Here is a 13055-nt window from a genome sequence, read left to right on the forward strand (position 1 = left end):
TGGGCTGACCGTACGCATCCTCCCGCCCGCGCCCGACCCGCGACGCCGGCCGAGCCGACTCGGGCGAACGGGGGAGCCGCCCGCGGCCGTTCGCCCCACCGGGGCGGGCCCGTCCGGGTCAGTCGACCGCGGTGGCGGTGACGTCGGCCGGCCGTCGCGCCGCCGAGCCACCGGCCCACCGCCCGGCCCGACCGATCGGCGAGAAGAGCGCGCTCGCGGCCACCAGCAGACAACCACCGCCGATGATCAGAAAGACCACGGGCGCACCCCAGCGGGCGGCCGTGGCGGTGAGCAGCGCCGCGCCGAGCGGACCCGGCGCGGTGTGGATGGTCCAGAACGCCGAGGTGACCCGGCCCAGCAGCGGATCCGGGGTGATCTCCTGCCGCAGCGACACCGAGCAGATGCCGGCCACGCTCGTGCCGAACACCACCAGCGCGGCGAGTGCCGCCACCGTACCGGCGTCGCCGGCCGCGCCGAGCAGCGCGATCGCCGTCCCGGCCAGCGTGAACGAGCCGATCCAGCAGACGCCGAAGCCGAGCCGCCGCCGGGCCGGTGCGACCAGCAACGAGGCCACGACGGTGCCCAGCGTGGCGGCGGCCAGCACGTGGCCCACCGTCGCCTCGGACCCGCCGAGGCCGTGCCTCAGGTGGTAGACGTACAGGTCGGTCAGGCCGAAGGTGAGGAAGGTGAGCAGCGCCAACCGGCCGGTCAGCGCCCGCAGCAGCGGCTGCCGCCCGAGGAACCGGGCGCCGACCAGCAACTCCGTCGGGACGAGTCGAGCCCACCGCCCCCGCGACCTCGACGCTACGGGTGTTGGCTCCGGCGCGGGCACCCGCTCGCCGGCGCGGGGACGGAGCCGGACCAGGCACAGCCCGGCGGCGGAGACCGCGAAGGTGACCGCGTCGACCCCGATCGCGACCGCCGGGCCGAGCAGGGCGCAGAGGCCGCCGGCGAGCATCGGCCCGACCACCCCGGCGGCGGCGTAGCTGGCGTAGAGCCGGCCGTTGGCCTGGGTTATCCGGTCGGCCGGCACCAGGCTGGGCAGCACGCTGACGTACCCGACCTGGAACACCATCGCCAGCGCGCTGCCCAGCGGCATCACCAGGTACAGCAGCCACAGTCGCGGGGAGGCCAGCCACACCAGCGGGACCAGCGCGTAGAGCAGCGCGCGGACGGCGTCGCACCAGATCAGCAGCGCCCGCCGGTCGACCCGGTCGACCAGCACCCCGGCGAAGACCCCCGCGACCAGCGCACCGACCCCGGAGGCGCCGGTGATCAGGCCCATCTGGCCGACCGACCCGGTCACGTCGAGGACCAGCAGCGGGATGGCCACGTACGAGAACGAGGCACCGCCCACGGAGAGGGTCTGCACCGCCCAGAAGATGGCGAAGTCCCGCCCGGACGGAGCTGACCCGGGCGGTGCGGTGCGGTTCACCCCTCCGCGCCGGCCCGGTCGTACGCCTCGACCACCCACGCCTCGACCGTGTCCCGGTCGAGTCCGAGTGCCACCAGCACCCGGGCGCCCGGCTCCTCCGGGTGCCGCAGCAGCCCGAGCAGCAGGTGTTCGGTGCCGACGTAGTTGTGTCCCAGGCGCAGCGCCTCCTGGAAGGTCAGGTCCCGGACCCGGCGGGCACCGGGGGAGAGGGCGAGCGGCCCGGGGTGGGGCTCCCGGGGCGGGTCGAGCGTGGCCCGGGTCGCCGCCCGTACGGTCTCCGGCGCCGCGCCCAGACCCACCAGCGCCCGTACGGCCAGGCCGTCGGGTTCGTGCAGCAGCCCGAGGAGCAGGTGTCCACCGTTGACCTCGTCGTGCCCGGCCCGGCGCGCCTCCTCCTCCGCCCGCCGGACCACGTTGCGGGCGCGGTCGGTGAACCGGGCGAGGACCCCCGGCGGCAGGATCTCCCCGGTCTCCGCCCGGCGGGCCACAAAACGTTTCTGCACCGCTTGCTTGCTCACGCCGAGTCGCTGACCGATCTCGGCCCAGGAGGCCCCGTCCCGGCGCGCCTGGTCGACGAAGTGACCGACGAGGTGGTCGGCGACCTCGCCGAGGTATTCGGCGAGCAGGCTGGCGTCGGCCAGTCGCCCCAGTGCCGGCCCGTCGGCGTGCCGACCGTCGACGTACGCGACCAGGTCGTCGAGTCGTACCGGAGGTCCCACCATGCCGTCAACCTTAGGTTGACCCTGGCTCCCTGGTCAACCTGAAGTTGACGACCGCATCCGTGGAGTGGTTGATCCGCCAGGAGCCGGCGGCGATACGATACGCACGGTGACCGCGAGCGAGACCAACCCCGCCGACCCGGGACCGGCCCGGCCGGCGCGCGGCCGGCGTGGCCTGCTCGTCGCCATCGCCGCGCTCGTGCTGGCGGCGATCATCGCCGGTCACCGGCTGATACCCAACGTGGCCGGTATCGGCAGCATGGTCGACAGCGGCGTCCCCTTCCTCGGCGTCGGCATCCCGCTGCTGGCGCTCGCCGCCCTGCTGCGCCGGTCCCGGCTGGCACTGCTCGCCGTGCTGGTACCGACGCTGGTCTGGGCCGGCCTGTTCGGCACCGCCTGGCTCCCCTCCGGTGCCGGCGGCGACCCCACGTTCCGGGTCGCCAGCCAGAACCTCCGGGTCGACAACCCAGCCCCGGTCGCCACGGTCACCACGCTTGCCGGCACCGACCCCGACCTGATCGGGTTGCAGGAGGTCGGCGGGGACAGCCGGGAGTCGGTCGCCAGGGCACTGCGGGACCGGTACCCGTACCAGGTGGCCGAGTCGACGGTCGCGCTCTGGAGCCGGTTTCCGGTCCGGGAGCACGTCGGCGTCGACACCGGCCTGGGCTGGAACCGGGCCCTGCGCGCGGTGGTGGAGACCCCTCGGGGGGACGTCGCCGTCTACGTCGTACACCTCGGCTCGGCTCGGGCCGGTGACACCGCCACCCGTGACCGTACGGTCGCGGCGCTCGCCGCCACGCTGCGGCGGGAGCCGGCACCCCGGCTGATCGTGCTCGGCGACCTCAACACCGCCAGTACGGACCGGGCCATGGCGCCCCTGACCGACCTGCTCTCCGACGCCCAGGCCGACGCCGGACGGGGGCTCGGTTTCACCTGGCCGGCGTCGATGCCGGTGACCCGACCCGACCACGTGCTGTACCGGGGGCTCACCGCGGCGTCGGCCAACGTGCTGCGTACCCCGGCCAGCGACCACCGCGCGGTGACCGCCGGATTCCGCTGACCCCTCCGGCGCCGCCGACCAACCACCCCATCAAACCTAGCGTCCTAGGATGCGGTAGAGCGTGTGGCGCCCGCACCACACAAGAAGCAAGGCGAGGGGACCGAGCGACCGCGTCCGGATCAGCGGTCGCCGGAGTTCGCTGGGGTGACGGTGAACGTGTGCCGTCCGCCGCCGTTGCTGGAGAAGGGCCAGAGCCGGTCGGCCGAGTCCGCCAGCCTCGCCAACTGCTGCCGGGTCAACCCCACCGCGGCGATGCTGGCCCGTACGTCCGCGTGGTAGCACCCGTCCGGGTCGCGGCCGAGCCGTGCCTCGGCCCGGACCTGGACCGTGTGCGCCTCGTCGCTGACCGTCGTCGCCGCCTCGACGGCGGCGTGGTGCAGGCAGGCGGCGAAGGCGGCGGCCAGCAACTGCTCCGGCGACAGGCCGTCGCAGTGCGGCGCCAACGGCGAGGCGAGCGTCGTCGACAGCTCCCCGTCACCGGTACGCAGTCGTCCGCCCGCCGCGGTGGCGGTGGCCTCACGGACCCACGAATCCGGCATCGCGTACCCCCTGTCGCTCCTGGCCGGGCTACCCGGCCGACCCGCCGTGAAACACCGACCGCCGCAAACGCCGGGCGGCTGGTCACCGGCGGCCGGATTTCCGCACTGGCTCCGGCATCGGTGGATGACTATGGTGTGGCGCATGCGCAGCACGCCCGCGCGGCTGTCGGCCGCCCTCGCCGCGACCCTGCTCGGGTTGACTCTGTCGTTGCTCGGCACGGCACCGGCCGGGGCGGCGCGGGCGGCGACGCTGCGGGAGAGCGATCCCGGGGCGAACCAGACGGTGGAACGGCTGCCCGAGGTGATCACCCTGGTCTTCGACGAGTCGCCGGCCTCGACGAGGATCTCCGTGAAGGGGCCGGACGGCACCGACGTGGTGTCGTCCCCGCCGAACATCCGGGGCGTCGGCGTACGTCAGCCGGTCCGCCCCGGCGCCGCCGGCACCTACACCGTCAGCTACGAGATGTCGCCGGTCACCGGTCCGCCCGCCGTGGGCAGCTTCAGCTTCACCGTGCGCCAGGCCGGTCCGGCCCCCGCGCCCTCCGGTGCCGCCCCGCCCACCGCCCCGTCCGTCCCGGTCGGCTCTCCCAGCGGTGGCGGTGTGACGCCGCCCGCCACTCCCGCCGCGAGCGGCACCGCCGGCACCGACCCGGCCGGCTCGACTCCGTCCGCCCGTGCCGGCCGTGACTCCGCCGAGGGCGGGTCCGGGCCGTTGGTGGCCGTCCTGGTCCTGCTCGGCCTGGCCTCGGTCGCGACCGTGGTGGTGCTGGTGCTCCGGGCGCGGCGCGGCACCGCCTGACCCGAACCCTCGCCCCTTTTCCGGGGCCGTACCTCTTCGCCACCCGTTCCCGGCCGCTCGGCGGTGCCCGCGTCAAGGGAGTGTCAAGAAGGCCGGGCGGGGCGTAGCGGGGCCGTCAGAGACGGCCGTCCCTCGGCGCGGACCGCGCTTCGATGGTTCGGTGCGGCCACCGATGGCCGCGATGAACCCGCGATGGAGGAGACGTTCGGTGATCGACGTCGTGTTCGTGCTGCTGACAGTGGGACTGTTCGCGGCCCTTGCCCTGGTGGTCCGGGCGGTGGAGCGGCTGTGAACGCCGTCAACCTCGTCGGTCTGATCCTGTCGGCCGCGCTGGCTGTCTTCCTGGTGATTGCCCTCCTGTTCCCGGAGCGTTTCTAGATGAGTACGACAACCGCGGGCGTGATCTTCATCGTCGTGCTCGCCGCCGCACTGGTCGTGGCCTACCGCCCGTTCGGCGACTACCTGTACAACGTGGTCGCCGGCACCAGGCACTCGCGGGTGGAGCGGGGCATCTACCGGCTGATCGGCGCCGATCGGCGGGCCGAGCAGTCCTGGGGCGTGTACGCCCGCAGCGTGCTCGCCTTCTCGCTGGTCTCGCTGCTGTTCCTGTACGCGTTCCTGCGTCTGCAGGACAAGCTCTGGCTCTCGCTCGGCCTCGACCCGGTGACCGACCACGTCGCCTGGAACACCGCGGTCTCGTTTGTCACGAACACGAACTGGCAGGCGTACTCGGGTGAGTCGACCATGGGTCACCTGGTGCAGATGGCCGGCCTCGCGGTGCAGAACTTCGTCTCCGCCTCGGTGGGCATCGCGGTGGCGGTCGCGCTGGTACGCGGCTTCGCCCGCAGCCGCACCGACAAGCTGGGCAACTTCTGGATCGACCTGACCCGGATCACGCTGCGGGTGCTGCTGCCGATCGCGGTGCTCGGCTCGATCGTCTTCATCGCGGCCGGCATGGTGCAGAACCTGCACGGCGGCACCGACGTGACCACCCTGACCGGCGGCACGCAGACGATCACCGGCGGCCCGGTGGCCAGCCAGGAGGTGATCAAGGAGCTCGGCACCAACGGTGGTGGCTTCTACAACACCAACAGCGCCCACCCGTTCGAGAACCCGACCACTTGGACCAACTGGCTGGAACTCTTCCTGATCTTCCTGATTCCGTTCAGCCTGCCCCGGGTCTTCGGCCGGCTGGTCGGCCAGAACCGGCAGGGGTACGCGATCGTGGCGGTGATGGCGATCCTCGCCATCGCCAGCATCGCGCTGACCAACGCGTTCGAACTGGCCGGTGACGGCACCGTGCCGCAGGCGGTCGGTGCGGCGATGGAGGGCAAGGACGTCCGGTTCGGCATCTCGAACTCGGCCACCTTCGCGGCCGGCACCACGCTCACCTCGACCGGCGCGGTGAACTCGTTCCACGACTCCTTCACGGCGCTCGGCGGGATGATGCCGATGGTCAACATGATGCTCGGCGAGGTCGCGCCGGGTGGGGTCGGCGCCGGCCTGTACGGGCTGCTGATCCTCGCCGTGATCACGGTCTTCGTGGCCGGTCTGATGGTCGGCCGGACGCCGGAGTACCTGGGCAAGAAGATCGGTGCCCGCGAGATCAAGTTCGCCTCGCTCTACTTCCTGGTCACGCCGACGCTGGTGCTGGCCGGCACCGCGCTGGCCTTCGGTACGGGCAACAACTCCACCGCGCTCAACGTGGGCCCGCACGGTCTTTCCGAGGTCCTGTACGCCTTCACCTCGGCGGCGAACAACAACGGGTCGGCGTTCGGCGGCATCACCGTCAACACCGGCTGGTGGGACACCGCGCTCGGGTTGGCGATGCTGCTCGGCCGCTTCCTGCCGATCGTCTTCGTGCTCGGCCTGGCCGGGTCGTTGGCCCGGCAGAAACCCGTACCCGCTTCCGAGGGCACGCTGCCGACCCACCGCCCGCTCTTCGTCGGCATGGTTGTCGGCGTGACGGTGATCCTCGTGGCGCTGACCTTCCTGCCCGCGCTCGCGCTCGGCCCGCTGGCCGAGGGCCTGTGACCGACATGCTGAGGAAAGAGAACATGACTACCACTCCGCTGGCTCCCGCCCCGTCGGGTGGGCGCCCCCCGTCGGGCGGGTCCGGCGATCCGAGCAGTCGGATCGGCGGTGGCCTGCTGGACCCGAGGCAGATGATCCGTTCGCTGCCGGAGGCCGTACGCAAGCTCAATCCGGGCACGCTGTGGCGCAACCCGGTGATGTTGATCGTCGAGGTCGGCGCCGTGTTCACCACGGTGCTCGCGATCGCCGACCCGACGGTCTTCGCCTGGCTCATCACCGGTTGGCTCTGGCTGACCGTGCTCTTCGCCAACGTGGCCGAGGCGGTCGCCGAGGGGCGGGGCAAGGCGCAGGCCGCGACCCTGCGGCAGGCGAAGCGGGACACCGTCGCCACCCGGCTCGTCGGCTGGTCGCCGAACACCCCGGTCAGCCGGTACCGGGAGGAGGCGGTCGCCGCCACCGAGCTGCGCCTGGGCGACGTGGTGCTGGTCGACGCCGGGCAGATCATTCCCGGTGACGGCGACGTGGTGGAGGGGATCGCCAGCGTCGACGAGTCGGCGATCACCGGTGAGTCGGCGCCGGTGATCCGGGAGTCCGGTGGTGACCGCAGCGCGGTGACCGGCGGTACGAAGGTCCTCTCCGACCGGATCGTCGTGCGGATCACGCAGAAGCCGGGGGAGAGCTTCGTCGACCGGATGATCGCCCTGGTCGAGGGGGCGAACCGGCAGAAGACGCCGAACGAGATCGCGCTCAACATCCTGCTCTCCGCGCTGACCGTCATCTTCCTGCTCTCGGTGGTCACGCTTCAGCCGTTGGCGATCTTCTCCAAGGCGTTCCAGGGCGCGGCGCCGGACACCGCGGCGGTCGACGCCCACGGTGTCACCGGCATCGTGCTGGTGTCGCTGCTGGTCTGTCTGATCCCGACCACGATCGGGGCGCTGCTCTCCGCGATCGGTATCGCCGGGATGGACCGGCTGGTGCAGCGCAACGTGTTGGCGATGAGTGGCCGGGCGGTCGAGGCGGCCGGCGACGTGGACACCCTGCTGCTGGACAAGACCGGCACGATCACGCTGGGCAACCGGCAGGCGGCCGAGTTCCTGCCGGTCGAGGGGGTGTCGGCGGAGCAGGTGGCGGATGCCGCGCAGTTGTCGAGTCTGGCCGACGAGACGCCGGAGGGGCGTTCGGTGGTCGTCCTGGCGAAGAACGAGTACGGCCTGCGGGAGCGGGAGGCCGGCGTCGTACCGCACGCCACCTTCGTGCCGTTCACGGCACAGACCCGGATGAGCGGTGTCGACCTGGGTGCCGAGGGCGGCGTCGACGGTGGGGTCCGGCGGATCCGCAAGGGTGCCGCCGCGGCGGTGATGAAATGGGTACGCGACAACGGTGGTCACCCGACCGAGCAGGTCGGGGAGATCGTCGACGGGATCAGCGGCAGCGGCGGGACCCCGCTGGTGGTCGCCGAACTCGTCGAGGGGCAGCCGGCCCGGGCGCTCGGGGTGATCCACCTGAAGGACGTGGTCAAGAGCGGTATGCGGGAGCGGTTCGACGAGATGCGTCGGATGGGCATCCGGACCGTGATGATCACCGGTGACAACCCGCGTACGGCGAAGGCGATCGCGGACGAGGCCGGGGTGGACGACTTCCTGGCCGAGGCGACGCCGGAGGAGAAGCTCGCGTTGATCAAGCGGGAGCAGGAGGGTGGTCGGCTGGTCGCGATGACCGGTGACGGCACCAACGACGCCCCGGCGCTGGCCCAGGCGGATGTCGGTGTGGCGATGAACACCGGCACGTCGGCCGCGAAGGAGGCCGGCAACATGGTCGACCTCGACTCGGACCCGACCAAGCTGATCGAGATCGTGGAGATCGGCAAGCAGTTGCTGATCACGCGGGGCGCGTTGACCACGTTCTCCATCGCCAACGACATCGCGAAGTACTTCGCGATCATTCCGGCCATGTTCGCCGGGATCTACCCCAGCCTGGACACCCTCAACATCATGCGGCTGTCCAGTCCGACCTCGGCGATCCTCGCCGCGGTCATCTTCAACGCGATCGTCATCATCGCCCTGGTGCCGCTGGCGCTGCGCGGGGTGCGTTACCGGCCGAGCAGCGCCTCGGCCCTGCTCGCCCGCAACCTGTGGCTGTACGGACTCGGTGGGATCGTGGCCCCGTTCGTCGGTATCAAGATCATCGACCTCGTCATCCAGTTCATCCCGGGGATTTCGTGATGCGCCTACCTTCCTGGATCGCCCAACACCTCGCCGCGTTCCGCGCGGTGCTGGTCTTCACCGCCCTGCTCGGGCTCGCCTACCCGCTCGCCATGGTCGGGGTCGGGCAGCTTCCCGGCCTGCGTGACCGGGCCGAGGGCTCGCTGGTCCGGACCGCCGACGGCAACCCGGTCGGCAGCCGCCTGATCGGGCAGCTCTTCACCGACGCCGACGGCAACCCGGTGGCCCGTTACTTCCAGAGCCGCCCGTCGGCCGCCGGTGACGGCTACGACCCGACCTCCACCAGCGCCAGCAACCTCGGCCCGGAGAGCGTCGTCGACACCCTCGCCGACAACCCGGACGACGCATCGCCGAGCCTGCTCACCCAGGTCTGTGAGCGCAGCCGGGCGATCGGCGACTTCGAGGGGGTGAGCGGCGCCCGGCCGTACTGCACCGCCGACGGCGTCGGAGCCGTCCTGGTGGTCTTCCACCGGGACGGGCTGACCGGGCCGGTGACCCGGGCGGTCAGCGTCAACCAGGCCTGCCCGGCCACCCCGTTCGTCACCACCTACCAGGGGGTGACCGTGGAGTGCGCCCAGATCGGCCAGGACTACAGCGGCGGGATCGTCACCCCGGTCCGGGGCACCGCCCCGGCCGACCCGGTGGTGCCGGCCGACGCCGTCACCGCCAGCGGCAGCGGCCTCGATCCGCACATCAGCGAGGCGTACGCCCGGCTCCAGGCGCCCCGGGTGGCGCGGGAGCGGGGCACCGACGTCGCCACGGTACGGGGCCTGATCGGGAAGTACACCACCGAACGGGCCCTGGGCTTCATGGGCGAGCCGGCGGTGAACGTACTCGAACTCAACCTCGCCCTGGACCGGCAGTTCCCCGGCAACCGCTGACCCCCAACGTGGGCGGCCCCGAACAGAGATGCGGCAGGATCGACTGGTGGCACGTGGACAACTGCGCATCCATCTCGGGGCCGCCCCCGGAGTGGGCAAGACGTACGCGATGTTGGAGGAGGCGCACCGCCGGGCCGAGCGGGGCACCGACGTGGTGGTCGGTTTCGCCGAGACCCACGGGCGCAAGCACACCGCGGCGATGCTCGGTGACCTGGAGATCGTGCCGCGCCGGACGATGACCTACCGGGGTGTCGAGTTCACCGAGATGGACGTCGACGCGGTGCTCGCCCGCCGGCCGGAGATCGCCGTGGTCGACGAGCTCGCCCACACCAACGTTCCCGGCTCGCGCAACGCCAAGCGTTGGCAGGACGTCCAGGAGCTGCTCGACGCCGGCATCGACGTGCTCTCCACGGTGAACATCCAGCACCTGGAGTCGCTCAACGACGTGGTCGAGCAGATCACCGGGATCACCCAGCGGGAGACCCTGCCCGACGACGTGGTCCGCTCGGCGGAGCAGGTCGAGCTGGTCGACATGACCCCGGAGGCGCTGCGTCGCCGGATGGCGCACGGCAACATCTACCGCGCCGACAAGATCGACGCCGCGCTCGGCAACTACTTCCGGGTCGGCAACCTCACCGCGCTGCGCGAGCTGGCGCTGCTCTGGCTCGCCGACAAGGTCGACGACCAACTCGACCGCTACCGGGCCGAGAACCACATCGGGGCCCGGTGGGAGGCGCGTGAACGGGTGGTGGTCGCGCTCACCGGCGGCCCCGAGGGTGAAACCCTGATCCGCCGCGCCGCCCGGGTCGCCGCCCGTACGCCGACCGGCGCCGACCTGCTCGCCGTACACGTCAGCCGCAGCGACGGGCTGACCGGTGTCGACCCGACCCAGCTCGCCCGGCAGCGAGTGCTGGTAGAGAGCCTCGGCGGCACCTACCACCAGGTGGTGGGGTCCGAGATCGCGACAGCGCTGCTGGACTTCGCCCGGGGCGTCAACGCCAGCCAGATCGTGCTCGGCGCCAGCCGACGCGGACGGCTGGCGCAGATCTTCTCCCGGGGCGTCGGGGTCACCACCGTCGCGCTCTCCGGCTCGATCGACGTACACCTGGTCACCCACGAACAGATCGGGCACGGCCGGCGGGTGCCCTCGGTGACCAGCGCCCTGTCCCGGCGTCGTCGGCTGGCCGGGTTCGGGCTGGCCGCGATCGGCATCCCGGTGCTGACCGTGCTGCTCCGGCTGGTGGCCGATGACCTCTCCCTGGCCAGTGACATCCTGCTCTTCCTCGGGCTGGTGATCGCGGTGGCCCTGGTCGGCGGGCTCTGGCCGGCGACCCTCGCCGCGCTCGCCGCCTCACTGGTGATCAACTTCTTCTTCACCCCGCCGCTGCACGCGTTCACCATCTCGCAACGGGAGAACCTGCTCGCCCTGGTGGTGTTCCTGCTGGTCGCGGCGGCGGTCAGCGCGGTGGTCGACCTGGCCGCCCGGCGGACCCGGGAGGCGGCCCGGGCCAGCACCGACGCCCAGACCCTCGCCATGGTCGCCGGCAGCGTGCTGCGCGGTGCCCGGCCACTGACCGCGCTGCTGGAACGGCTGCGGGAGACCTTCAGCCTGACCTCGGTCACCCTGCTCGAACGCGCGCCGGAGGTGGCCGCCGGTCCGGACCGGCAGCGCGACCCGCGTGCCTGGCAGGTCGCGGCGACCGTCGGCGCCACCCCGTGTCTCACCCCGGCCGGTGGGGACGTCGAGGTGCGGGCGGCCGAGAACCTCTCGCTGGTGCTCTGCGGCCGGGTGCTCGACGCGGCCGACCGTCGGGTGGTGGAGGCGTTCGCCGCGCAGGCCGCGCTCGCGCTGCGCCAGGAGCGGCTGGCCGAGGAGGCGGCGACGGCCAAGCCGCTGGCCGAGGCCGACCGGATGCGTACGGCACTGCTCGCCGCGGTCAGCCACGACCTGCGTACGCCGCTGGCGTCGGCGAAGGCGGCGGTGAACAGCCTGCGCAGTTCCGAGGTCGAGTTCGACCAGTCCGACCGGGAGGAACTGCTCGCCACCGCCGACGAGTCGCTGGACCGGCTGACCCGCCTGGTGACGAACCTGCTGGACATGAGCCGGTTGCAGGCCGGGGTGCTCGGGCTGTCGCTGGCCCCGATCGGGCTCGAGGACGCCGTCCCGCCGGTGCTGGACGAGATGGGGGAGCCGGCCCGGCGGGTCGGGGTGAGCCTGCCCGCCCACCTGCCGGCCGTCCGGGCCGACCCGGGCCTGTTGGAACGGGTCCTGGTGAACCTGGTCGCCAACGCGCTGCGGTTCAGCCCGGCCGACCGGCCACCGTCGATCTCGGCCAGCGAGCACGGCGGGCTGGTCGAGCTACGGGTCGCCGACTACGGACCCGGGCTGCCGCACGACCAGTGGGAGCAGGCGTTCCTGCCCTTCCAGCGGCACGGTGACCGGGACAACCACGCGGGCGTCGGGCTCGGTCTGGCCCTGTCCCGTGGTCTGGCCGAGGCGATGGGCGGCACACTTGTCCCGGAGGACACCCCGGGTGGAGGGCTGACCATGGTGCTCAGCCTGCCGGCGGCCGAAGGAGAACGCGGATGACCCAACCAGCCGGCGGACGGCCCGCCACACCCCGCCGGGACGGCCGCTCGTGACCCGGGTCCTGGTCGTCGACGACGAGCCGCAGATCCTGCGCGCCCTCCGGATCAACCTGCGGGCCCGGCGGTACGAGGTCGCGGTGGCCGCCGACGGGGCGGACGCGCTGCGGCTGGCCGCCAGCCAGCACCCGGATCTGGTCGTGCTCGACCTGGGGCTGCCGGACATGGACGGGGTGGACGTGATCCGTGGGCTGCGCGGCTGGACCAACATCCCGATCATCGTGCTCTCCGGCCGGGCCGGCAGCCAGGACAAGGTGCTCGCCCTCGACGCCGGGGCCGACGACTACGTGACCAAGCCGTTCGGGGTGGACGAACTGCTCGCCCGGGTGCGGGCGGTGACGCGCCGTACCGCCGGGGCGGGGGAGACGGTCTCCAGCGCCGTCGTCGGCCGGTACGTGGTCGACCTGGCCGCCCGTACGGTCCGTTCCGACGACGGGCGGGAGGTGCGGCTCACCCCGACCGAGTGGCACCTGCTGGAGATCCTGGTCCGCAACCCGGGCCGGCTGGTCAGCCAACGCCAGTTGCTGCACGACGTCTGGGGGCCGCAGTACCAGTCGGAGACCAACTACCTGCGCCAGTACATGGCCCAGTTGCGGCGCAAGCTGGAGGACGACCCGGCCCGGCCCCGGCACCTGCTGACCGAACCGGGCATGGGCTACCGGTTCCAGCCGGAATGACCTCCGGCGGTCCGTATATCGCCCGCCCACGGCCGGCGAGACG

Annotated in this window: 11 protein-coding genes; 8 read left to right on the forward strand and 3 right to left on the reverse strand. The window is 72.4% G+C overall.

What is annotated here, in order from left to right; translation table 11 throughout:
* Nucleotides 1–118: 118 nt before the first annotated feature.
* Both ACI2K4_RS05490 and ACI2K4_RS05495 read right to left on the reverse strand, forming a co-directional pair.
* Nucleotides 119–1435, reverse strand: coding sequence for an MFS transporter (locus tag ACI2K4_RS05490; RefSeq protein WP_404508993.1), 1317 nt, complete (start codon nt 1433–1435; stop codon nt 119–121).
* The gene (locus ACI2K4_RS05495) at nt 1432–2157 is read right to left on the reverse strand and encodes a Clp protease N-terminal domain-containing protein (protein WP_404508995.1); all 726 of its coding nucleotides are present in this window, start codon (nt 2155–2157) and stop codon (nt 1432–1434) included. Before ACI2K4_RS05495 ends, ACI2K4_RS05490 begins: the two co-directional genes overlap by 4 nt.
* A gap of 106 nt (nt 2158–2263) precedes the next feature.
* Between ACI2K4_RS05495 and ACI2K4_RS05500 the strand changes: the two genes are divergently transcribed.
* On the forward strand, nt 2264–3214 hold the full coding sequence (locus ACI2K4_RS05500; protein WP_404508997.1) for an endonuclease/exonuclease/phosphatase family protein: 951 nt from the start codon (nt 2264–2266) through the stop codon (nt 3212–3214).
* A 119-nt stretch (nt 3215–3333) separates the two neighbouring features.
* On the opposite strand, the gene ACI2K4_RS05505 is transcribed toward ACI2K4_RS05500, so the two are convergent.
* A complete protein-coding gene (locus tag ACI2K4_RS05505; protein ID WP_404508999.1) occupies nt 3334–3753 on the reverse strand; it encodes an OsmC family protein in 420 nt (139 codons plus the stop codon).
* Between the two features lie 142 nt (nt 3754–3895).
* On the opposite strand from ACI2K4_RS05505, the gene ACI2K4_RS05510 reads away from it, so the two are divergent.
* From ACI2K4_RS05510 to ACI2K4_RS05540, 7 genes are all read left to right on the forward strand, one after another.
* Nucleotides 3896–4552 (forward strand): copper resistance CopC family protein, encoded by a 657-nt coding sequence (locus ACI2K4_RS05510; protein ID WP_404509001.1) that lies wholly within the window; start codon nt 3896–3898, stop codon nt 4550–4552.
* Nucleotides 4553–4840: 288 nt separating this feature from the next.
* Nucleotides 4841–4930 carry a K(+)-transporting ATPase subunit F gene (gene kdpF / locus ACI2K4_RS05515; protein WP_404509002.1) on the forward strand — a complete coding sequence of 30 codons (90 nt, stop codon included), beginning with the start codon at nt 4841–4843 and terminating at the stop codon, nt 4928–4930.
* The gene (kdpA, locus tag ACI2K4_RS05520) at nt 4931–6586 is read left to right on the forward strand and encodes a potassium-transporting ATPase subunit KdpA (RefSeq protein WP_404509003.1); all 1656 of its coding nucleotides are present in this window, start codon (nt 4931–4933) and stop codon (nt 6584–6586) included.
* 131 nt (nt 6587–6717) lie between these two features.
* Entirely contained in the window at nt 6718–8808 is a 2091-nt protein-coding gene (gene kdpB / locus ACI2K4_RS05525) for a potassium-transporting ATPase subunit KdpB (RefSeq protein ID WP_404509204.1), read from the forward strand.
* Entirely contained in the window at nt 8808–9689 is an 882-nt protein-coding gene (locus tag ACI2K4_RS05530) for a potassium-transporting ATPase subunit C (RefSeq protein WP_404509004.1), read from the forward strand. The genes kdpB and ACI2K4_RS05530 overlap by 1 nt, the downstream gene beginning before the upstream one ends.
* Nucleotides 9690–9735: 46 nt before the next feature.
* Nucleotides 9736–12279 (forward strand): DUF4118 domain-containing protein, encoded by a 2544-nt coding sequence (locus ACI2K4_RS05535; RefSeq protein WP_404509005.1) that lies wholly within the window; start codon nt 9736–9738, stop codon nt 12277–12279.
* A 49-nt stretch (nt 12280–12328) separates the two neighbouring features.
* Nucleotides 12329–13012, forward strand: coding sequence for a response regulator (locus ACI2K4_RS05540; RefSeq protein WP_404509007.1), 684 nt, complete (start codon nt 12329–12331; stop codon nt 13010–13012).
* Nucleotides 13013–13055: the final 43 nt, after the last annotated feature.

The sequence above is a fragment of the Micromonospora sp. NPDC050397 genome (genome assembly GCF_044901685.1).
GTDB lineage: Bacteria > Actinomycetota > Actinomycetes > Mycobacteriales > Micromonosporaceae > Micromonospora_G.